The sequence below is a fragment of the Micromonospora sp. NPDC049645 genome (genome assembly GCF_040675155.1).
Classification (GTDB): Bacteria; Actinomycetota; Actinomycetes; order Mycobacteriales; family Micromonosporaceae; genus Micromonospora.
Genome location: NZ_JBFAOI010000010.1, coordinates 115,392 through 137,362, shown reverse-complemented (window position 1 = coordinate 137,362; position 21,971 = coordinate 115,392). Strand labels below are relative to the sequence as shown.

Here is a 21,971-nt window from a genome sequence, read left to right as displayed (position 1 = left end):
CGCGCGTCACCCGCACGGCGGTCAGGTCCACCGGGGACCCGACACCTCAGCCCAACCGCGCCGCTCGTACCAGGCGCGGTCGAAGGTGGTCACCACCGGCGCCACCACTCCGTCCGCCGCGCAGCGCACCACGGTTCGCCACAGCGCGTCGACCAGGCCGCTGTACCGGATGGCGGTCGCCAGGTCGGCGCGGTCGAACGGGCGCCCGTGCATGCGTACCGCCCGGATGTCGAAACAGCCGCGGAACTCGTTGCCGCCCACCGAGAGCGGCTCGCGCCAGAGCGGGGCGCCCGGAGCGCGGATCGCGTAGCGCACCCGGGCGGCTACGTGCCCGCCGTGCCACAGGTCGCTGAACTCGGCCAGGTCGGGCAGGGTCGGGGGGAAGAAGTAGTGCCGCTGTCGGGGGACATCGGTGCGATCGAAGTTGCCGGGGGCGAAGTGCCAACGGTTGTACTGCATGCGTTGCGCCACCAACCACAGCATCCGACCCAGGTCGTGCTCCGCGAGCCGGGGGTGGGGCAGGACGCAACAGAAGAAGTCCGGTTTGCGCAGCCGGAGCACCTCGCGGAGGGGGTCCTGCGGGGCCGGGGCCAGCCGGTTCGGGTCACGGACCGCACTGGACATGGCGTAGTCGGCGTCCAACTCGACCACCGCCGAGTGCACGATGACGGCCAGCAGGTGGGCCAACCCGGCCCCGGCGTCGCCCGGTTGCCGCAGGATCGCCTCGGTCGTCCGGGCCACACCCTTCTCGCCGGGTAACCCGGCGTCGAGGGCCACACCGAGGGCCCGGTGTGCGAAACGGCGTACCTGCTCCGGCAGGAACTGTTGGGTTCGGTCGGGCCGGTGCAGCTCGGCCAGCGCCTCGTGCTTGCTGAAAGCGGTCGCCCGGATCCGGCGGAACCGGATCCAGTCGGAGCGATCGACCTCTCGGGCGAGGGCGGCGACCTCCTCGGCGAGGGTCGGCGCGGGCCGGGCCACCAAGTCGTCGGGGAGGGGGGTACCGGTCGCGTGCGCGTACCGCCGCCAACGGTCGAGCAGCCAGTCACGCAGCCCGGTGGCGCTGAGCTGGCGACCGTTGAACTCCTCGAACCGGATCGAACGGCCGGCGGTGAACAGCAGGTGCGCAGCGGCGACGAAGAGGCGTTCGGCGCTGTTCCAGGCGTCCAGCGGCGTGTTCGCCAACCGGTCGAGGAGCCCGTCCCGTAGCAGCGTGTTGGTTTTGGCGTCGGAACGGGAGAAGACCTGGTCGCCGATGTAGATCAGCACGGTTTCCACCCGGTCCACCCAGTCGGCGACCTGGCGAACCCGTTCCGGCAGCACTCCCGCCGCCTGCCATCGGCCCAGCAGCGCGTCCAGCCTGGCCTGTTCGGCGCATTCGGCTAGCTGCCAGCCGAGGACCTCCTCGGTGATCTCCTCGGCGACGGCGTCGGGCAGGGGCAGGACGGCGAGCGCCGCCGGCCCACTCGTATCCGGGTGCCGCAGCGTGAGCCGGCCCTGCGCCGACTGGCCGATCAGCAGATCGGTGGGGGCGCTCGGGCTGCTGTCCGGTCGCCGCAGTCGTAGCGTCTCGTCGCCCAGGGTGCGGTGCAGCACCGCACGCTCGAACTCGGTCAGCGCGGCGACGGCGTGGCGGAACTGGACGCGTCCGTCGAGGGTGAGCAACCGGGTCAGCTCCACGTACGCCGGCTGGTCGAAGCTGATCCGGGTGTGCAGGTCGGCGAGGAGGTCGGCCATGCCGGACCCGGTGGTGTCGGTGGTCATGCCGGCTCCCGCGGGCCGTGGATGTCGCCGCTGAGCACGGTGGTTTCCTGTGGCACCAGGTGGGCCAGTTCCAGTGCGGCGTCCAGTCGGGCCGACCACTGCGCGAGCAGTTGGGCCGGAGGGTCTCCGGTGGTCGCGGTGACGGTCCCGACACAGTCGGCTGTTCCGCAGCGGCAGGTGAACTGCCACGCGTCCTCGTACCGGAAGCTCCGGTAGTCGCAGGTGACCTCGGTGCCACGGCGGAGGTCGCGGACCGTCACCGCGACCGACAGGCCGGTGTCCAGGACCGCCGCATCGCAGGAGTGGTTCAGCAGGAAGGCGCCCTGACACGGGGTGATGAGGTCGCCGTCGGCCCGACGATAGCCGTATTCGGCCACCCAGTTCAGCACCGGGGCCGGGGTGGTGGGCTGCTGCGCCAGCGGGATGCGTCGACAGCGGGGACAGGGCCACCACACGGCGGTGCCGCACGGTACGTCGCGTAGCGCGATGACGCCGGAGCCGTGGATTCGGCTGAACCCGGGATGCAGCGCGGAGTGCAACATCAGGTCAACTCCAGGAGGTGAGTCAGTTCGTGTTCGGTCGCGGCTACCGCGTCGGCGCTGCGGCCGATCACCAGGTAACGCCACAGCCCGTCCAGCTCCAGGGTGTCGACCAGCAGCAGGGCCCGCGCCGGTGCCTTCGGGTCGGCGAGACCGGCGTGGTCCAGGGCGCGCACGGCCCGGGCGAAGTCCAGCCGGGTGGTGCCGCGCCGGGCGTCGGCGCGCCACCGGGTCGGACCGTCGGGCATCAGCCGGCGGGCGAGTTCCTCCAGGTAGGTGCCCCCGGTGCGGCGTACGTTCGCCTCGGTCACCACGAAGGTGTCCCCGACCAGGCCGGCGTCCACGTCGAAGTAGCCCCGGTAGCCGCGCGCGGCGAGCCAGTCGCCGATTTGAGCTGCGGCGGCGCGTACCGGGGCCGGAACCGTCCGGGCCGGTGGCGTCTCCATCCCGGTCCAGGCGTTGTCCCGGGTGCGTTGGTCGCAGAGATAGAACTCGTGCGGCCCGGTGACGTCAACTGTCAGCTCGACGCTTGGTGCCGCCGTGAACGGCAGGAACTGCTCGTACACCCAGCCGCACGCGCGGGCGGGCTGGTCGGCCACGGCGGCGCGGACCTGGGTGGCGACCGGCTCGAGCCGCTGGGCGTCGACCACGAAGGTCCCGTATCCGTTGGAGGAACGGTTCACCTTCACGATCGCCCGTCCGTGCCGGTGGACGAACGGTTCGAGTCGGGCGACCAGCTCCGGTTCGGTGCTGGCGTGTCCGCCGGCCGCGACCGGCAGTCCGAGCTCCTCCGCGACCGCGCGGAACCCGGCCTTCGTGTTGATCAGGTCGATCGCGGCCAGGGTGCGTGGGCCGGGCAACACGTGGTACGGGTGCAATCGCATGTTGGTGCGGCGGGCGAACGCCACCGCCCGCCGATCGGCGACGAACGGGACCAGAGTGGTGCGGGACGCCACGCGGCCCTGGGCGCCGAGGTCACGGATCACGTCGCAGGCATGCCCGAGAGCGAGCCGGTCCGGGGCCACCAGATCGACCGATCCGACCGCTACGCCGGTGATCCGCTCCACGTACTCGCGGAAGTCAGGCGCGCACGGGGCCAGGGTGACCACGCAGTCGCCGGGCCTGGCCTGCCACAGCTTGCGCGGGGTCACCGCGGCCATCTTCCGGGCGTACGCCGGTGGCGCCGACTCGATCATGACGTCGTTGATCAGGTTGGCGAGGAAGGTGCGGGGCGGCCGGATCGTCATCAGGGCACCGCCGGCCCGGGTCGGGTGGCAGTCAGCACCGCGTGCCCGACCAGCGCCCACGCCACGTCGACGCCGGCGAATCCGGCCTCGGTCAGCCACCGCAGCTGGTCGGCGAGCGGAACGATCTGGTCGACCGGGTCGGGGTGGTGGAACGTGTTCCACCGGGCCGAATGGAACGCGTCGTAGGCCCGGGCGTCGCCGTACTCGGCCTGCGACTGCGCCTCGACCAGGGCATCCCACTGCCCCGCGGCGACGGCGACCGTGGCCGCGGTGGCCGGCAGGAACATGTCCGCCTGCACGAACAATCCCCCCGGCACGAGAAGGTCGTACACGGCCCTGAAGAGGTCCTGTTTCTTGGCGTCGTCGAGGTGGTGTACGGCCAGGGACGTGACCACCGCGCCCCAGGTGCCGCTGCGCCAGTCCTGGTCGGTGAGGTCGGCGACGTCGACCGTGACCCGGTCACCGAAGGTGCCGAGTCGGGCGCGGGCCAGCGCGACCATCTCGGCCGAGGCGTCGACCGCGGTGACCGTCACCGTCGGCATCCGGTTCAGCAGGACGGCGGTGAGCAGCCCGGCACCGCAACCGAGTTCCAGCACCCGTGGGTATGGCAGCGGATCGAGCAGCGCGCAGATGGTGGCGAACTGCTCGGCCCGGCGGGGCACGAACGCATCCCCGTAGCGCAGGAACAGTTCGGTGTCCGTCACCTGCCACCCGGTTGGATCGGTCACTGTTCCTCCCTGGTATCGACGGGTTCGAGGACGCCCTGCCCGCACAGCCAGGCCGCGGTCTCCTCGGCGCCCGGCGGTACGACCAGCCGGGTCTCCGGTGCGGGTCGTTCAGCCAGCCAGTCCAACGGGGTGTGCGCCGGCAGACGGATGGCGGCACCGAGCGCGCCCAGCAGCACCGCGTCGCCGGTGCCGGTGCCGGTGCCGGTCCAGAGCACCGGAACGGACAGCCGTGTCTGTACCCGGTGGACCGGACGGCGCCGACGTGCCACCGGTGCTGGTCGCATGCCGAGTGCGGACAGACGGGCCAGGGTCTGCGCCGCCGTCCCCTGCCCGCCGGTGTGCGTCCAGTACTGGTGGAACCAATCGGTCGGCACCGGGCCGTGCAGCGGTCCATCCCAGGGCAACAGGTTGTCCTCACCGGACAGATTCCGGTGGTACGCGGCGACGTTGACCGCGGTTGCCTCACCGGTGGTCTCTGCCACGTGCCAGGTGCCGGCCGGCCAGCTGAAGCCGCCGCCGGCGGACTGGGTGAGCGAGCGTGCCCGGGCCACCGCGTCGGCCGGATCCAGATCGGGCAGGTACTGCTCCGGGGTGTCGGTGCCGGCGGCGACCTCGTCGCGGCGCGATGTTCCGGCCGGTGGCCAGTCGCCGGACCAGAAGTGCATGGCTTTGGTGCCGTTCAGCACCAGGTGCAGGTTCGAGCAGGACTCGCGGTGGATCCCGCCGGGGGTGTGCCGGTAGTCGCCGGTGAAAACCTCCACCTCGACCGGCCCACCGGGCAGCCCACGCCGGCTGAACTCAGGCGCCAGCGCCTCGACCAGGGACTCGAACACGTTGCGGTCGACCGCCTGCACCTGTCGACCCCAGGCGAAGTACGGCGCCGCCGGTCGGGATCCGTCGGCAGGCCAGAACTCGTCCGGCGTCGCCGGTCGCCCGCCGACGAACATCTTGCCGCTGCGCGGGTCAGCGCACACGTGGCGCAGTACCCGGCGGGCGGTGCGCGACGTCAACGCGGATATCCGCCAGTGCAGAGTCGAGACGTCGGAGCCGGCTCCGTCGATGGTGATCGCGCCGACCGTCATGACCGCGGCTCGGGAGTGGAGGAGGTCGCCGGGGCGTACCGGTGGGTCACCCCATGGGGATCGGTGACCAGGTAGTCCGTGCCGTCGCGGTGGAGGTACCCGCCGCCGATCGGCACCTTGCCGTATCCGTCGGGGATGTCCAGCACGTACGTCGGCTGGCACAGCCCGGATACCGGTCCGCGTAGCTGCCGGACCAGTTCCAGCCCGGTCTCGATGGTGGTACGGAAATGAGCGGTCCCCGGTGCCAGGTCGGCCTGGTGCAGGTAATACGGCTTGACCCGGAGCCGGACCAGAGCGCGGAACAGCTCCTCCAAGCTGGTGGCGCTGTCGTTGACGCCCTTGAGTAGCACAGTCTGGGCCAACAGCGGGAAGCCCGCGTCGACAAGGCGGCCCAGCGCCGCGGCAGCCTCCGGGCCCAGCTCCTGGCGGTGGTTGCAGTGCAGTACCAACCACACCGGAGTGTCCGCGGTCAGCGCGGCGGTCAGCTCGTCGGTGACCCGGGCCGGGGCAACCACCGGCACCCGGGTGTGGATCCGCACCACCCCGACGTGTTCGATGGCGTCCAGCTCGGCGACGATGCGATGCAGCCGGGCCGGGGAGAGCAGCAGGGGATCGCCGCCGGTGAGGATCACCTCCCAGATCTGCGGGTGGGAGCGCACGTAATCGAGTGCGACGGTGAGTTCCCCCTCACCGAGCACCCCCTGGTCCGGCCCGACCGCCTCCCGCCGGAAGCAGAACCTGCAGTAGACCGGGCAGATCTGCAACGGCTTGAGCAGAACCCGGTCCCGGTAGCGGTGGGTGATGCCGGGAACCGGGGTGAAACGGGCGTCACCGATCGGGTCGGCACGTTCGTCGACTGACACGGTCAGCTCATCGGCCCGGGGTACGAATTGGCGACCGACCGGGTCGTCCGGTGCGTCGATCCGTTGCTGGACCGTCGGGGTGATCCTGATCGCGTACCGCCGCGCGACCTCGTCGATCTCAGCCAGGTCGTCGATGTCGACCAGGCCGGCGGCGACCAGGCCGGCGGCGGTGCGGATGGGGCGGGCAGAGGCGTCCTTGTCGGCTGTTGCCATGGGGGCCATGCAAACAGCAGGGCCATCCGCGGAGAAGACGGTGACGAGGACGCCGTACAACTTCGTACACCCGCCGATCACGCTTCGCTATGGTGGTCGGGTCATGACGACACGCACCCCGGCCGGCCGCCATGAGCCGGACCCACGGCGGATCGCCACCCGCCGCGACTTCGGCGTGGAACTGACTCTGGCCCGCCGGGCGTCCGGACTCAGCGTCCGGCGGGTAGCCCGGCAGGTTGACGTGCCGGCGAGCACGCTCGGCGGCTACTTCGCCGGCACCCACCTGCCCGCGTTGCGACCGGCTGACCTGTTGGAACGGCTGTTACGGGTGCTCGGGGTGGCCAACGACGCCGACCTCGCTGCCTGGAGCGAGGCGTACTGGCGGGTCCGCGGGCCCGGCGCCACCACCACCGCTGCGGAGTCCGGTACCGGTGTGCTCGGCACCACCCCGCCAGCCGCGGTCTCCACCCGGCCACCGCTGGACCGCCTGCTGGTAGAGCCGCGCCTGCGGGGCCGGCGGGACATCCTCGCCGCACTCGACGCGGTGATCGCCGCCGCGGGGCTCCTGCACGACTCACCCCGTGTCCACGTGCTCTACGGTCTCGGCGGCAGCGGCAAGAGCATGGTGGCACTGACCGTGGCCCAGCGAGCCGCGGCGGCCGGCGTACGGACCTTCTGGATCACCGCCAACGACGCCGCTGCCACCCTCGCCGGGATGCACGCGCTCGCGATCGAGCTCGGCGCCCCAGCCGACCGGCTGCGAGGCGGAAGCCTGCCGGACATCGTCTGGCGGTTGTTGTGCGACCTGGACCAGCGTTGGCTGCTCGTCTTCGACAACGCCAACGACCCGCCCCTTTCGCTGACCCTGCCCGGGCAGCTCATCACCGACGGCACCGGATGGTTACGCCCACCGGACCGCAGTCTCGGCGCCGTGCTGGTGACCACCCGCGACGGTCATCCTGCCCACTGGGGCGACCCGGCACCCCCATGGCTACAGATCCACCGGCTGATCGGGCTGGCCCGAGCCGACGGCGCCGAGGTGTTGATGGAGCTCGCCGGCCCGGCCGCCGGCGACGTCGGCAAGGCCGGTGACCTCGCCGACCGGCTCGGCGGGCTGCCACTGGCGCTGATGCTCGCCGGTCGATTCCTGCGGGAGTCCCAGGACGTGCCCGCCGCACTCGGCGGTGACCTGCCCCGCGATTTCGTCGGCTACCTGGCCGCGCTGGGGCGGGGCGACCAAACCGAACTATTCGCACCCGGCACGATGGCGGGCGATTCGCGCACCCGGGCCAGCGTGGGCCGTAGCTGGGACCTGTCAGTCGAGTTGCTGACCGACCGCGGCCTGCGCTCCGCCCGACCGCTGCTGCACACCCTGGCCTGCTTCGGTGTGACCCCGATCCCGTACGGGCTGCTGCTGCGCGCGGAGGTGCTCGCCGCCTCACCGTTGTTCCCCGGGGCGACCCCGCACGAGATCTGGAACACCCTGCGTGGCCTGGACGGGGTCGGTCTGCTCACCCTGACCGGTGCGGACGACACCGCGGTGCTGCGCATCCATCCACTGGTCCGCGACGTCGCCCGCGCCGACGACGGCCTCCGCGCCCACCTGAGCCGGTACCTGTCGCTGACCACTGCGCTGCTCAACCCGGTGATCCGGGACGCGGAGCCGAAGTCGCCGTCGTCGTGGGCCCGGTGGCGGCTGATCGCCGACCACTGCACCGCCCCGTTGGCACTGCTCGACATGCGCGCGGTGGCGCCGGACACGGTACGGGCCGCGGTGCTGCTGGCCGGCCGGGCGTCGAGCTACCTGCGTGCCGCCGGGCTGCTCGACCAGGCAGAGTCAGCGTTCGAGCAGACGTTGCCCGTCGCCACCGACCGGTTGGGCCAACGCGACCCGGTCACCCTGGTGATTGCGCACGACTTCGCCCGGCTCCGCTACGACCAGGGGCGGCTGCCGGAGGCCGAACAGGCATACAGGGCGGTGCTGGCGGCCCGCCAGCGGGTGCTCGGTGAACAGCACCCGGACACCTTGATGACTCAGCACTACCTGGCCCGGACCCTGCGCGCGCGGGGGCGGCTCGACGTGGCGGAGCGGTTGTTCTCCGACACCTACGCGGTCCGGCTACGGCTACTCGGCGACCGGCACCCGGACACCCTGACCAGCCGGCATGGTATCGCCGATGTGTTGCGGGACCGGGGTGAGTCGACACCAGCGCTGGCCACCTATCTCGAGGTGCTGGCGTTGCGGACGCAACTGCTCGGCGAGCGGCATCCGGCGACCCTCGTCACCCGGCAGTACGCTGCCGAGATGCAGCACGCCCTCGGTGACCTGGAAAGCGCCGAGGTGGAGCTGCGCGCCGTGTGGGAAATCAGCCAGGAGGTCCGTGGCCCGCACCATCCGCGTACGCTCGCCGGCGGACAGTCCCTGGTGGAGTTGCTGCACGACCGGGGGCGGTTGGCCGAGGCGGAAGGGCTGGCCGTAGCGGTGGTCGCGGCCCGCCGGCGGCTGCTGGGCGACACCCATCCGGCCACGCTGGCCAGCCGGCACCGGCTCGGCCTGATCCGCTTGGACCGGGGGGAAGTCGGGGCAGCGCGTCGCGACCTACAGGCGGTGCTGGTTGACCGGCGGCAGGTGCTCGGACCCGATCATCCGCACACCGAACTGTCCCGCCGGTTGCTCGACGCGGTCGCCCGCCGTGCCGCGCTGCCCCAGCAGCCGACCGCCCGCACCCGACGCCCGCCCGGCACCGCCACCCACGGGCCCGACCGGGGCGATCCCGCGGCCCCGATCCGCGCCGAACCCGCTGCCAGGAAACGGAGCCGAGATGACTGAAAACGTCGCCCCAGACCTCGCTGCCGGGCTCGGCACGCAGGTGGCGGCGGTGCTCAACGACTGGGCCGAGCTGCACGATCGCTACTACGAGCTGGACCACTGGCTGGTCAACGGTCGCAGCCGGGCGCCGGTGGCGGTGGTGACCGAGACCGATCTGAGCGCCAACAGCACGGTTCTGCTGGTGTTGAAGGTGCTCACCGTGGACAGCGGCGGTCTGCGCGGCCTCGAGTACCGCCGACACCGGCAGGCGGTCGCCGAGGCCGGCAGGTTCGCCCGGCACCTGAGCCGGATCGTGCACGAGGCGGTTCCGGTCGGGACCGACCGGTGGATCACCTTCCAGAGCGTCGCCGGTGACACCCTCGGCAACTCCGAGGTGCTGACCGTGCTGCTGCGCCGGATGTTGAACATCCCGGCCGAGCCGGAGTCGGTCCAGACCGCCGGGGTCGAGTGCGATCCGCCGACCTTCGCCGCCGCCTGCGCCGCCCTGGTGCGCGGGGTGCTGCACGACTGGGCCGGGCCGCCGTTCTCTCCGCCCCACGAGAGCTGGGACCTGCCGACCTTCTTCCGCCGGCACATCTTCGACCAGCTGGCGCCGGGTGGGCGGTTGCACCCGTGGGCGCTGCGGCACCAAGGTCGGTACCTGCAACTTCCGGAGGAGCGGCACCCGCTGCCGAGTCCGTTTGCGGTGGCCCGAGGCGAGTTCTTCGACCCTGAGTTGGTGATCCGCCCACTGGTCGGGCGTACCCACGGCGACCTGCACACCGACAACGCGCTGATCCAGGTCCGGCCGTCGATCGCACCGGACGCCTTCTACCTGATCGACATCGCGCTCTACGAGAACCGCGGCCCCGTAACCCGGGATCCGGCCCACCTGGTGCTGTACATCCTGGCCCGATTCCTGGAGCAGTCGGTGGTCCCGGCCCATCACGGCCTGCTGATCGAACTGCTGCTCGACCCGGTCGGCACTCAGGCCGACCAGTTGCCGAGATGGCTGACCATGCTGATCCGCCAGATCGACGACGAGGCGGTCGCCTGGATCCGGCGCAGCGGACTGGAGAAGCGGTGGCGGGCCCAGAGCCTGCTCTCACTCGCGGCCTGCGCCTTGCTGTTCCTCGGCCGCTCATCGACACCAGAGGCGAGCAAACCGTTCTTTCTCCGGCTGGCCGCGCGGGCCGTGGCCCGCTATGCCGAGGTCGAGCCCGATGCGGTTCCGGCCCGCGACCCGGTGCCCACGGTCGGTGCGTCACCAACGGGCGACCAGCTCGGCTGGATCGATTGGCTCTGCCGTGAATGGCCGCAGGTGCGCGCCGCCGCGCTGGCCCGGGACCGGGTTGCCGAAGCCGAGGCGTTTCGCGCCGACGCGCTGGGCAAGTTGGACCGGGCCGACGACTTCGTCGAGTTCGTCCGGGAACTGGGCGGCCCGGAGCCGGACGTACGTTGGGGCACCCGGGGGCGGGAGGGCCAGCCCGAAGAGGAGGCGTACCTGTGCCCGATCGACCTGTGCCCGCGCCGGGAACGACGGGCGCCCGGCGGTGCGGTGCCGGTCTGCCATCTGACCCGCGACGACCAGCGGCGCCTGCGGTCGAGTCTCGGGTAGCCGCATGCTCTTCGACACCTCGACCCGGCCCCAGTGGTGGCGGTGGCTGCCGGCGTCACTGCTGTGGGCCGCGGTCGCGCTGGTGGCGGTGAGGGTCGGCCAACCCGCCTGGTGGAGTTCGTTGACCGGGGCGGACGTGCCCGCGGCGGTTGTTGCCGCGACCGGCGCCGCCGCGTTCTTGGCCAAGGTACTCACCCCGGCGGTACGCCGGCTGTGGCTGGGCGGGCTGATCCCCGGCCCGGTGGCCGGCTGGCTGCTCGACCAACGGCGTGCCCGCTGGCAGGCGGCCGGGCCACAGGAGCGGGTACGCATCGCGCTCGCCGAGCCGGCGCAACCGACCTGGATCGGTGACCGTTGGTCCGGGTGGGTGACCCGGGTCCGGCATGAGTACGGCTTGGATCTGCCGTCGGTGTGGCCCCGGCTGTGGCTGGTGCTGCCCGAGACGGTCCGGGTCGAGCTGCGCCGGGCGGACGAGGCTTTCCACGGGGCGAGCCGGTGGGGCGCCTGGTCGCTGGTCTTCGCGTTGACCGGGCTGCTGTGGTGGCCGGTGATCGGCCTTGCGGTGCTGATCCTGGTCCGGGCGGTGCAGTCCGGGCGGGCCACCGCGGCAACCGTGAGCGACCTCGGTGAGGCCGCCGTCGACCTGTACGCGTTGCGCGTGGCCCGTCAGCTCGGCTTGGCGGTGTCCGGGCCGGTGCTGGCGCCGGACGTCGCCGCCCAGGTCAACGCCCGCTGCCGCAAGGGTGCCTGAGACGCCGCGGTACCGGTCACCGTGGCCCCCGTTAGACGTCGCTGACCCGTCTCCTCCAGCCTCGGCCCCGGATCCGTCCGCATCAGACAGTCGGTGTGCCGAAATACTCCCGGGCCCGATCGACGTAGCGTTGCTTTCCCGCCTCCAAGCCCAAGATCCCCAGAGCCAGCGGGGCGAAGGCGATCGCCTCGGTCACGTGGCCGCGCAGTCCGGGCCAGGCCGGGCCGTCGTGCCGACCGTACGCGGCGACGAGCCGGTCCAGGACCACCGGTGGGAACTTGCGAGCCGCCTCGACGAACTCCTGCCCGGGGTCGCCGACCTCGGCGTCGGTCCAGTCCAGCACCCCGGTCAGCGCCCCGGCCGGGTCGACCAGGGTGTGGCCGGGGTGCAGGTCGCCGTGGATCAGCACGGTCCGGTCCGCCCACAGGTCGTCGCGCTGCAGCCAGCGGGAGGCCCGGTCGCGCCAGCTCGGGTGCATGCCGAACTCCTGCCCGCCCCGATCGATCTGGACGGCGAAGCGGCCCCGTACCCCGTCCGCGTCGCGGACCGGGATGCCGGTGGCTGCCGCCGCGTCGACCGGGGTGGCGTGTAGTTCAGCCATGAAGGCGCCGAGCCGGTCCACGTACGCGGCCGGCGGGTCCACCCGGTCGATCCGCCAGACCAGTTCGTAACTCGTGATGTCCTCACTCGCCGCTGGTTCTCCGGCCAGCCGTGGATAGGCGATCAGCTCCGAGTCCGCGATGGACCAGTCCGGGATGGCGACCGCGAACCGCCCCCGCAGCAGTGCGAGCAGCCGCTGCTCGGCGCGGGCCGCCGTGGCGACCTCGGCGCGCCGCGGCACCCGGAGAATCCACTCCCGACCCGCCCCGGTTGCCGCCCGGAGAACCTGGAAGTCCCACCCGGTGTCGTCAAGTACCGCGGTCTCCGGTCGTAGCGTGAGTCCCCGGTCGGCGGCCAGCCGGAGTAGTTCCCAGGTGCGTTCTGAGGTGTCGGGCATGGAACGGATGCTAGGCCCGCAGACCCGGTAGAAGCCGCAGCCGGGGGTGTACGACGTGCAGGTCGTACACCCCCGTGCGGTCGAGGCGTTGCCGGGGTCGGGGCGCCGCCGGACCATGAAGGACATGCTGCCTGCCGACAGTCACGTACATTCGCAATGGTCCTGGGACGCGCGGTCCGGTTCGATGGAGGAGAGCTGCCGTCGCGCGGTCGCACTCGGCGTACCGGGGGTGGCGTTCACCGAGCACGTGGACCTCACGCCCTGGACGATCCCGGCCGAGGGCATCGCAACCATGCCGGCCGAGTTCCGGGCCATGATCGGCGCTGACGGGCGGTTCCACGCACCCGCGTTCGACGTCGCCGGTTACGCCGAGGCGATCGACCGCTGCCGGGTCCGCTACCCGCAGCTGACGATCAGGTCCGGCGTGGAGTTGGGCGAGCCACACTGGCACCGGCCGCAGGTACGGGACCTGCTGGCTGGCTACCCGTTCGACCGGATCATCGGATCGCTGCACAGCCTGGTGGACGGTACCGCCTTCCTGGTGGTGGACCGCGCCTTCGACAGCCAAGATGCGGACCAGGTGATGCGAGGCTATCTGGAGGAGGCGCGGCGGATGGTCGAGTCGTCCGACGTGTTCGAAGTTCTGGGCCACCTGGACTACCCGCTGCGGGCCTGGCCGGCACAGGCCGGTCCGGTGCTACCCGAGCGGTTCGAGGAGCAGTTCCGGGCGGTACTGAAGGCACTCGCCGACACCGGCCGTACTTTGGAGATCAACACCAGAGGGCCGGCCGGGCCGATGCTGCTCACCTGGTGGCGCGACTGCGGCGGGCAGAGTGTCTCGTTCGGAAGCGACGCGCACGATCCGGCGCAGGTGGCCAGCGACTTCGCGGCCGCGGCCGAGCAGGCCGAGACGGCGGGGTTCCGACCGACGCGCGGTGCCGAACTGTGGACCCGTGGCTGAGCCGGGCGCAGGCGGGCCGGTGCCGACCGGATCGGCACAGCAACGCCGATCCCGGCTCCTGGCGGAGCTCGACGCGCGGCTGGACCGGTTCGGCGCCGGTGACCACGACGCGCTGGCCGGCGCCGAACCGTTCGCGCTGATCCGGGCCCTGGCCACCGAGACGGAGGTGGACGTCGCGATGGTCTACTCGATGGGGTTGTTCCACCATTACCGGCTCATCGCCGAGCTCCCGGCCGTCGACGGGGTGGACGACGCCGCCGCCGCGCTCGCCCACTTCCGCGTGCTGTACCGGGCCGCTCCTGACCTCGTGCCCGAGCCGGTACGCGAGCTGGTGAGCGCCGATTGGAGCCCGTCCGCCAACGAGGTCGAGCGGTGGCGGGCCCGAGCGACGGACCTGCAGCGTCACCCGCGGCGGTTCGAGCTGCCCGAGTTGTTCTCCGATGCCATCTACCTGCTCACCCTGGTCGTCGACAGCGGTCAGTTGGCGGCCGAACAGCTCGCGCCGACGCTGAGCCAGCTCACCCTGGCCTACATCGGCGGCTTCGAGGCCACCGGAGACCTGGCGCTGCTCGACGACGCGGTGGCGGCCGCGACCGCGTGTCTGGAGGCGACCAGGCCGGACGACCCGCACCTGGCTGGCCGATGCTCCAACCTTGCCGCGACGCTCGCCACCAGGTACGACAACACCGGGGCGAGCGGCGATCTGGAGCGGGCGGTGGAGCAGTTCTGGGCGGCGGTCGACATCGCAGAAGGGCCAGAGCGGTCGGGATACCTGAGCAATCTGGGCGGGGCGCTTCTGCTGCGCCATCGCCGGACCGGTGACTCGGTCAGCCTGAACCAGGCAGTCCAGTGTGGGCGGCAGGCATTATCCGAGATGGACCCGGGCGATCCGGCCCGCCCCCGGATGCTGGCCGGACTCGCCCTCGCGTCCCGGACGCGGTTCACCCGCAGCGGCCAGCTCTCGGACATCGACGAGGCGGTGCGGTTGCTGCGCGAGGCGGTGGCGGCGTGCCCGGCCGGTCATCCGGACCGGGCCGGCGTGCTGTCGGGGTTGAGTACCGCGCTGCGGGTGCGGTTCGGCACCACCGGGCAGCGGGCTGATCTGGACGCGGCGGTCGAGGCCGCAACCGCCGCGACCGAGGCCGCGACCGGCTCATCCGGCACCCGGTCCCGCTGCCTGTCCAACCTGGGCGCGGCCCGATCGGCCCGGTTCCGGGTGACTGGTGACCGGGCCGATCTCGACGCGGCGGTGGCGGCTCAACGCGCGGCTGCCGACCTCGCCGACATCGCTGACCCGGTTCGGGCCACCGTGTTGGCCAACCTCGGCCTGTCGTTGCGCCAGCGGGCCGAACTCGATCTGCCCGCAACCCGCGCGATGCCGGAACCGGCCGGCGACACGGCGCGGGACCTGCGAATGGCGGCCACGGCGTACGCCGACTCCGCCGCTGTGGCGTCGGCTGCGCCCCTCATCCGGGCGGTGAGCAGCTACGACGCCGGACTGTTGACCGCTCGAAGCGCCGACTGGCCGGCGGCCCGGGCGCACCTCGAACGGGCGGTGGCGCTGTTGGACGCCGCCATTGACCATGACCTCGGGCAGGACGACCAACAGTACGGCCTGGGCCAGCTCATGGGGTTGGGGCCGGAGGCCGCGGCGGTCGCGCTGCGGGCTGGAACCCGGGCTGAGGACGCGCTCGGCCTGCTCGAACGATCGCGTGGGGTGCTGCTCAGCCAAGCGCTCGCCCGGCAAGGTGACCTGGCGGTTCTGGGTCGCGAGCACCCGGACCTGGCGGACCGGTGGGAACACCTGCGGCGGGCGTTGGCCGAGGCCGGTGACGGGAGCGGTGATCTCGTCGACGCCCGGCTGCGGCGCAGCCAGGAGCTGCGCCGGGCACTGCTGCTCGCCGAGATCCGCGAGCTGCCGGGGCACGCGGACTTCTTTCGGCCGATGGCCCCGGCGCCCCCGCTGGCGCCGACCGGATTGGCGGTCGTGGTGAACGTCGCGCGTGCAGGTTGCGATGCGTTGGTGGTGGCCGCCGGCCGGGTCACCCGGCTGCCGTTGGAACGGCTGAGCTACGACGAGGCTCGGGTTCGGGCGAACGAGTTGCTGATGGCCATCGGGGCGGACGATTGGACCACCAACGGGCGACTGCGTGCCGTGCTGCGCTGGGCCTGGGATGCGGTCATGCAGCCGATCATGGCTTACCTGGACCGGTCCGGGCTGTTGGTGGGAGCCCACCCGCAGGTGTGGTGGATACCGACCGGTCCGTTGACGGTGCTGCCGCTGCACGCCGCCGAGGGCCCGGATGGCGCGGTGGTGGACCGGGTGGTGTCGTCGTATGCGGCGACTTTGAGGACGCTAGCTCGCGCCGCGGCGCCAGCCGGCCCATCAGGTGCGTTGGTGGTCGCGGTGCCCGATACGCCAGGGCACCGGGCGTTGGCCGCGGCAGAGCCGGAGGCGCGACAGGTGGCGGCCCGATTGGTCGAGTTCGGGCTGCCGCCCTGGCCACCGCTGGTCGGCGCGGCGGCGACCCGGGCGGAGGTGCTGGCCCGTCTGCCGGAGGCGGCCTGGGCGCACTTCGCCTGCCATGCGGCGGCAGCGGACAACCCTGCCGACAGCCACCTGGTCCTGTACGACGGAGTGTTGACCGTACGTGAGCTGCTCTCGTTGCGCGCGGAAGGGGGGTATCTGGCCTACCTGTCCGCGTGTACCACCGCGTTCAGCGGCACCGACCTGGTGGACGAGGCGCTCCACGTCTCGTCGGTGTTCCAGTTGATCGGCTACCGGAACGTGATCGGCACCCTCTGGCCGGTCGTCGACAAGACTGCCCAGCGGGTCGCCGGCGAGGTGTACGCGCAGCTCGGGACGGTGCCACCGGCGCTGGCGCTGCACCGGGCGGTGCTGGCGCTGCGCGAGCGGTACCCGGACAATCCCCGTTCGTGGGCCGCGTACCTGCACGTGGGTGGGGACAAAAGGTGATGTCGGCGGACCAGTTCACAACGCTGTTGGTGGCGGCGATTCGCGCGGTACCCGGAGCGGACGAGAGCCCGGTGTCGGCTGCCGAGTTGTGCCGGGGGGTCGGCTTCGACGCGACGGCGGCTGAGGTGGCGGGTCCGCTGCTGATGCGGTTGCTGAACGGTTTCGGTGTACTGCGGACGGCTACCGGCGTGGACGGCGGACCGTCGGTGAAGGCGGAGAGCCAAACAGCGCTGCTCTTCTTGCACAGCTTGGCCGAATACCTTGGTGCGGGCCGCATGATGCTGGACAACTGGGGCCGGATGGGCACCGTGGAACCGCCCTACACCGAGCACGAGGTGCTGTCCGGCCCGCAGTTCCTGCATCTGGTCGAGCGGCGGCGGTTGCGAGACGACCCGGAAGCCCGGCCACTGCGGCGTACCGAGGTGGCTCAGGTGGTGATCGGTCGGCGCTGCCGCGGTCGCGGGTCGGAATACCTGGTGCTGCACGACCCGACGGCGAGGCAATACCAACTACCCGGCGGGCACCGGCGGCGTGGTGATCTCGACCCGCACGATGTCGCCGTGCGTGAGCTGCAGGAGGAGTTGCCGGGTTTCGCGTTCGACCCCGCTCGGGATCGGCTGGTCGAGTTGGGGTTGGAGCGGATCGTCCAGGTGTCCCGGACATACGGGGTGGCCACGGAGTACCGCATCACCTTCTTCCACCTACGCTCGACCCGTCGGGCACTGGCAGTCGGTCCGTCCGCGCGGTGGGTCCGCCAGGCCGAGTTGCTCGACCCGGGCGGTGACATCGGCAGCCAGGCGCTCAACATGGCGGGGCTGCGTCGGCTGCACCACCGGCTACCAGGCGGCGTGCCGGGGCTGGGCACGAGCCTGGACATCCGGCCACGGGGATGGCTGCCGCCCGCCGTCCAGGTCGACTCACTGGAATTTTGGGGCCTGGTGGTCGCCGTTCTGGGTCTGGTCAGTTCGTTCGTCTTCTTCGTACTTGCGCCATAGCCGACCATCGCGCCGGGGCTCGTACCCGGTGCAGACCTATGGTGAGGAGAGGCTGCCGGCCGGCGCGGACACGCCAATCGGAGACGTTCGGTCGTTACGGCGCGTCTGCGTCGAGCGACACTGCCATGAGCGCCACGTCGTCGTCGAGCCGTTCGAAGGTGGCGAGGAGTTCGGTCAGCGCATTGACCGCCGCCGGGGCGGTGGTGGGTGCCAGCCGGGCCAGGAATGCCTGCAGCGACTCTTCGCCGAAGTGTTCCGCGCCGAGACCGGAGCGGGCTTCGAGAAGGCCGTCGCTGTAGAGGATCAGCGTGTCGCCGGGTTCCAGGGGAAAGGTTCGGGTCGCGATGCGTGGCGTGTGGAGGCCGCCGATGATGGTGCCGCCGGTGGTGGGCTGCGGCTCGACGGTGCCGTCGGCACGCAGCAGCATGGGGGCGGGGTGTCCACCACCGGCGAGGGTGATCGAGCCCCCGGTTGGCGTCGGGGTGAGGATGCCGAGGATGACCGTGCAGTGGCGGTGGGACCGGCTGCGGTGATCCTGGTAGAGAACGGCGTTGAGGTGGGCCAGCGCGGCGGCGGGATCCGGGTCGTAGGCAGTCGCGGTGCGTAGGGTGTGCCGGGCGGCTGCGGTTGTGGCGGCAGCGGCGAGGCCCTTGCCGCACACGTCGCCGAGAAAGAACCCCCACCGGCCCGCGGCGAGCGGGTACAGGTCGTAGAAGTCTCCGCCGATCCGGTCGGCGGAGGCCATGTGGTAGTAGGTGCTGGTCTGCATGTGCGGTGGAGCCGGCAACGTGTCCGGCAGCAGGCTGCGTTGCAGTCCGGCTATCAGTCCCCGCAGGCGTTCCCGTTCGGCGTCGGCTTCCCGGCGGGCATGTAGGAGCTCTTGTTCGTAGGCGCGACGTTCGCGGGCGTCGAAGATGGTCGTACGGATCAGCAGGGGTTGGCCGTCACTGCCTGTCTTGACCAGGGAGGTGACCAGCACCGGCAGTCGAGATCCGTCCGCCCGCCTGAGTTCGAGGGCGACACCGTTGATCTCGCCCTGCATCTGCAACGTCGGGGCGAAGTGTGTCTCGTGATACAGCTTTCCGCCTACGGTGAGCAGGTCACTGAAGCGTTTGCGCCCGATGACGTCCTCTCGGGTGTAACCGAGCCAGCCGAGCAACGTCGCATTGATCTTGGCAATGGTGCCGTCCAACAAGGTGGACACGTTCCCGCACGGCGCGCCGTCGTAGAGGTCGTCGATGTTGTCCTCCAGCATGGCGGGAAACGCCGCCGCGTCCCACGGCCCGCACTGCGGCCCCGTGCGCGGTAGCGGATCACTCACCGGCGCTCGGCCACGAACGCCGCGATGGCCTGCGCCGTGGCCTGCGGTGCGCTCAGCTGTGGGCAGTGCCCGGTGGCGTCGAGTGTGACCAGGCGACTGCCCGCTATCTGATCCTTGACGTAGGCGCCCACCTCGGGGGGCGCGATCGCGTCGATCGCCGACTGGATCACCAGCGTGGGCACCCGCACCCTGCCCAGGTCAGCACGGTGGTCGGACAGGAAGGTGACCCTCGCGAACGCCTTCGCGATGGTCGGGTCGCTACGGCAGAAACTGGCCGTCAGTTCGTCGCCCAGTTCGGGCCGGTCGGCATTTCCCATGATCATCGGTGCCATGCTGGCCGACCAACCGAGGTAGTTACTGTCCAGCGAATCCAGCAGCTCGTCGATGTCTTCACGGGTGAACCCGCCCCGATAGCCCTCCTCGTCGATGTAGCAGGGCGAGGGAGTCAGCAGGACCAGGCCGGCGAAACGGTCGGGCTGCTCGGTGACGGCCAACACGCCGATCATGGCGCTCACGGAGTGCCCCACGAAGATCACGTCGCGAAGGTCCAGGTCACGGCAGATATCCAGGACGTCGCGGGCGTAGCCGTCGAGAGTCGCGTACCGGTCCGAGTCCCACGCCGTCAGATCGGAGCGCCCGGCACCGACGTGGTCGAAGAGCAGCACACGAGACTGCTCGCCGAGCGTCGTCGTGATATGCCGCCACATGTTCTGATCGCAACCGAATCCGTGGGCGAGCATCACCACCGGGCCGCCGTCGCGACCTGTGACGGTGACGTTACTGCGCACCCGAACGTCCATGCCCGCATTGTTGCATCCCGGCGAGCCGATCTGGAACGACCGGTGATCCGCTCCGTGCCCGTCCGGCAGGAAAGAGCCGGCCGGTCGCTGCCGTCGGCAGCGTCGCCGCCCGCACCGCGCTCATGTCGCTTTGGCGAGTTGGGCCTCCCCGTTCCCGAAGGACCAGTTCTCCGCGCCGGTCTCCACCACCGAAATCAGCACGTCCTCGGGACGCACCCCTGGCTCGCGGCCGAGCCGCTCAACGATCGCGCGATACATGGCCAGCTTGGCCTCGGAGGACTTGCCAGATGTCCAGAAGACCTGGATCTGCACCAGGTCGGCTGATCGTTGGATGCCGAGGAAATCCCCGTAGGCGAAAGTGCTCTCGTCGTGCTCGGTGATGGCCATGAAGCGGTCGCCCTCCTTGATCTGGACGGTTTCCCGCATGGCCTCGTAGATTTGGTCGAGGAGTGCCTTCTTGTACGATTCGGGCTTACCGTCGCGGATAGCGATACGCGTGATGGGCATTGCCTTCCCCTTCTGATACGACACGGCTGAGTCAGCACCACTGTCGGTGCTCTGCTATCTGAGGAAGTCCAGGAGTTGACGGGTGGTCTCGTCCGGGGCCTCCTCCGGAATGAAGTGCCCGACCGGGACCGGTTCGCCGCGTACGTCGTCGGCCCACTCCCGCCAGATCGCGAGCGGGTCGTCGTAGAGCTTCGCGACCTGGCCCTGCTGGCTCCAGAGGAACAGCACCGGGCAGGCGATCTTCCGTTTTCCCCGGTCCGCCTCGTCCTGTTGGTAGTCAAGCGTCGCCGCGGCGCGGAACTCCTCGCAGATCGCGTGCACCGTGGCGGGATCGCTGAACTGCTTGACGTACGCCGCCCGCACCTCGGGTGGGAAGGCGTCCTTCACCGTGGGCCAGGTGCCGAGCATGAAGTCGACGAGCACCGTGGGCGCGGCGCCGATGAACTGCTCCGGCACCGGCGCCGGCGCCCCCAGGAAGGACCAGACCCAGTAGGAGAGGCTGAACGCCCTGTCGGCGCGGTCGTAGACGTCCCCGACGGGAACGACGTCCATGACGGCCAGCCGGGTGACGGCATCCGGTTCGTCCAGCGCGAGACGGTACGCGCAGCGGGCCCCACGATCGTGGCCGACGAGCCCGAATCGCTCGTAGCCCAGGCTCCGCATCACCTCGACCTGGTCGCGGGCGATGGCGCGCATGCTGTACGGCTCGTGGTCCGCGGTACTCGGCGGTTTGCCGCTGTCGCCCCAGCCCCGCAGGTCGGTGGCGACGACGGTGTAGTGCTCGGCGAGCCGGGGCGCGACCTGGTGCCACATGAGATGCGTCTCGGGGATGCCGTGCAGCAGCAGCACCGGCGGACCGCTTCCGCCCCGGCGACCGTGGATCGTCGCGCCGGGTGTGTCGATGTCGAACTCCTCGAAGCCGCCAAACATGCCTCAACCTCTCAGAAAAAACACGTTCGTTCCGTCCCGAAGAGTCCGCCCGCGGTATGCCGCTGGGCGCCCCTCGCCGGACCTGACGCACTGATCCGCCTCAAGACCCCGGACCGGTGCTGCTCCACTGGGTGTGACCGTGACCGGAGCAAGGCCCCGCCGGCCTACCCGGACCTGAACGGTGGAAACCAATCCGATCCGCGCGTCGGTCGAGGCGGATGCAGCACCCGGGCGGCGAGCCGGTGGACGCGGCCCGCGCCGCCGCGCACGACCGTGGCCGGCCGGCAGTTCCCTGCGCGGTGGGGGAGAATCCCATCATGTTTGTCATCAGGGAGCGGTTCTTCGCGATCGGCGACGACTTCGACGTGCTCGACGAGCACGGCACCAAGGTCTTCCACGTCGACGGCAAGGTGCTCAGCGTCCGCAACAAGGTCGTCATCGAGGACGCCTCCGGCCACGAGGTCGCCACGCTGCACCGGCACCTGGTGGCGCTGCGCCCGACGTACGAGATCCGGATCGGCGGTGAGAAGGCCGCAGAGGTCCGCAAGAAGCTGCTCACGCCGTTCCGCGACAAGTTCACCATTGACGTGCCCGGGCCCGACGACCTGGAGATGAAGGGTGACCTGCTCGACCACGAGTACGTGATCGAACGCGACGGCACCGAGGTGGCCGCGGTGTCCAAACGGTGGCTGACCGTCCGGGACACCTACGCCGTGCAGGTCAGCGCAGGCGTCGACCCGCTGCTCATCATCGGCAGCGTCCTCGCGCTCGACCTGGCCCTGAACCGCGACAAGAAGAAGCGCGACGAGGACTGACCGCCCGCGGCGGCGGCCGTGTGTCGCCGGGAGCTGTCGAAGCCGCAGGTCTCGGTG

18 protein-coding genes are annotated in these 21,971 nt (G+C 71.1%); 7 read left to right on the top strand and 11 right to left on the bottom strand.

The features are described from left to right. Positions 1-21 precede the first annotated feature (21 nt). The 6 genes from AB0J33_RS22440 to AB0J33_RS22415 are packed head-to-tail and all read right to left on the bottom strand — an operon-like array spanning position 22 to position 6,433. Positions 22-1,761 (bottom strand): hypothetical protein, encoded by a 1,740-nt coding sequence (locus AB0J33_RS22440; RefSeq protein WP_363615963.1) that lies wholly within the window; start codon positions 1,759-1,761, stop codon positions 22-24. Beyond that, positions 1,758-2,303, bottom strand: coding sequence for a hypothetical protein (locus AB0J33_RS22435; RefSeq protein WP_363615962.1), 546 nt, complete (start codon positions 2,301-2,303; stop codon positions 1,758-1,760). Before AB0J33_RS22435 ends, AB0J33_RS22440 begins: the two co-directional genes overlap by 4 nt. Beyond that, entirely contained in the window at positions 2,303-3,547 is a 1,245-nt protein-coding gene (locus AB0J33_RS22430) for a hypothetical protein (RefSeq protein WP_363615961.1), read from the bottom strand. Before AB0J33_RS22430 ends, AB0J33_RS22435 begins: the two co-directional genes overlap by 1 nt. Next, entirely contained in the window at positions 3,547-4,275 is a 729-nt protein-coding gene (locus AB0J33_RS22425) for a class I SAM-dependent methyltransferase (RefSeq protein WP_363615960.1), read from the bottom strand. The genes AB0J33_RS22430 and AB0J33_RS22425 overlap by 1 nt, the downstream gene beginning before the upstream one ends. Next, positions 4,272-5,357 carry a hypothetical protein gene (locus tag AB0J33_RS22420; protein WP_363615959.1) on the bottom strand — a complete coding sequence of 362 codons (1,086 nt, stop codon included), beginning with the start codon at positions 5,355-5,357 and terminating at the stop codon, positions 4,272-4,274. The genes AB0J33_RS22425 and AB0J33_RS22420 overlap by 4 nt, the downstream gene beginning before the upstream one ends. Further along, positions 5,354-6,433 carry a lysine-2,3-aminomutase-like protein gene (locus AB0J33_RS22415; RefSeq protein ID WP_363615958.1) on the bottom strand — a complete coding sequence of 360 codons (1,080 nt, stop codon included), beginning with the start codon at positions 6,431-6,433 and terminating at the stop codon, positions 5,354-5,356. Before AB0J33_RS22415 ends, AB0J33_RS22420 begins: the two co-directional genes overlap by 4 nt. Positions 6,434-6,536: 103 nt before the next feature. Between AB0J33_RS22415 and AB0J33_RS22410 the strand changes: the two genes are divergently transcribed. The 3 genes from AB0J33_RS22410 to AB0J33_RS22400 are packed head-to-tail and all read left to right on the top strand — an operon-like array spanning position 6,537 to position 11,611. Beyond that, entirely contained in the window at positions 6,537-9,263 is a 2,727-nt protein-coding gene (locus AB0J33_RS22410) for a tetratricopeptide repeat protein (RefSeq protein ID WP_363615957.1), read from the top strand. Beyond that, complete coding sequence (locus AB0J33_RS22405) at positions 9,256-10,860, top strand: hypothetical protein (protein WP_363615956.1); 1,605 nt, start codon at positions 9,256-9,258, stop codon at positions 10,858-10,860. Before AB0J33_RS22410 ends, AB0J33_RS22405 begins: the two co-directional genes overlap by 8 nt. Before the next feature lie 4 nt (positions 10,861-10,864). After that, the gene (locus tag AB0J33_RS22400) at positions 10,865-11,611 is read left to right on the top strand and encodes a hypothetical protein (RefSeq protein WP_363615955.1); all 747 of its coding nucleotides are present in this window, start codon (positions 10,865-10,867) and stop codon (positions 11,609-11,611) included. 82 nt (positions 11,612-11,693) lie between these two features. Here AB0J33_RS22400 and AB0J33_RS22395 read toward each other — a convergent pair whose 3' ends face one another. Then, positions 11,694-12,608, bottom strand: coding sequence for a macrolide 2'-phosphotransferase (locus AB0J33_RS22395; RefSeq protein WP_363615954.1), 915 nt, complete (start codon positions 12,606-12,608; stop codon positions 11,694-11,696). Positions 12,609-12,723: 115 nt separating this feature from the next. Here AB0J33_RS22395 and AB0J33_RS22390 point away from each other — a divergent pair, with 115 nt between their 5' ends. The 3 genes from AB0J33_RS22390 to AB0J33_RS22380 are packed head-to-tail and all read left to right on the top strand — an operon-like array spanning position 12,724 to position 17,541. Continuing rightward, positions 12,724-13,569 (top strand): PHP domain-containing protein, encoded by an 846-nt coding sequence (locus AB0J33_RS22390; RefSeq protein WP_363616032.1) that lies wholly within the window; start codon positions 12,724-12,726, stop codon positions 13,567-13,569. Further along, positions 13,562-16,546: a CHAT domain-containing protein gene (locus AB0J33_RS22385; RefSeq protein WP_363615953.1), complete on the top strand. Its 2,985-nt coding sequence runs from the start codon at positions 13,562-13,564 to the stop codon at positions 16,544-16,546. The genes AB0J33_RS22390 and AB0J33_RS22385 overlap by 8 nt, the downstream gene beginning before the upstream one ends. Continuing rightward, entirely contained in the window at positions 16,546-17,541 is a 996-nt protein-coding gene (locus AB0J33_RS22380) for an NUDIX hydrolase (RefSeq protein WP_363615952.1), read from the top strand. The genes AB0J33_RS22385 and AB0J33_RS22380 overlap by 1 nt, the downstream gene beginning before the upstream one ends. 94 nt (positions 17,542-17,635) lie before the next feature. On the opposite strand, the gene AB0J33_RS22375 is transcribed toward AB0J33_RS22380, so the two are convergent. From AB0J33_RS22375 to AB0J33_RS22360, 4 genes are all read right to left on the bottom strand, one after another. Further along, complete coding sequence (locus AB0J33_RS22375; protein ID WP_363615951.1) at positions 17,636-18,862, bottom strand: SpoIIE family protein phosphatase; 1,227 nt, start codon at positions 18,860-18,862, stop codon at positions 17,636-17,638. Next, positions 18,859-19,662, bottom strand: coding sequence for an alpha/beta hydrolase (locus AB0J33_RS22370; protein WP_363615950.1), 804 nt, complete (start codon positions 19,660-19,662; stop codon positions 18,859-18,861). Before AB0J33_RS22370 ends, AB0J33_RS22375 begins: the two co-directional genes overlap by 4 nt. A 120-nt stretch (positions 19,663-19,782) precedes the next feature. Next, entirely contained in the window at positions 19,783-20,169 is a 387-nt protein-coding gene (locus AB0J33_RS22365) for a tautomerase family protein (protein WP_363615949.1), read from the bottom strand. A gap of 54 nt (positions 20,170-20,223) precedes the next feature. After that, a complete protein-coding gene (locus AB0J33_RS22360) occupies positions 20,224-21,099 on the bottom strand; it encodes an alpha/beta hydrolase (RefSeq protein WP_363615948.1) in 876 nt (291 codons plus the stop codon). A 317-nt stretch (positions 21,100-21,416) separates the two neighbouring features. Here AB0J33_RS22360 and AB0J33_RS22355 point away from each other — a divergent pair, with 317 nt between their 5' ends. Further along, on the top strand, positions 21,417-21,914 hold the full coding sequence (locus AB0J33_RS22355) for an LURP-one-related family protein (RefSeq protein ID WP_363615947.1): 498 nt from the start codon (positions 21,417-21,419) through the stop codon (positions 21,912-21,914). Positions 21,915-21,971 lie beyond the last annotated feature (57 nt).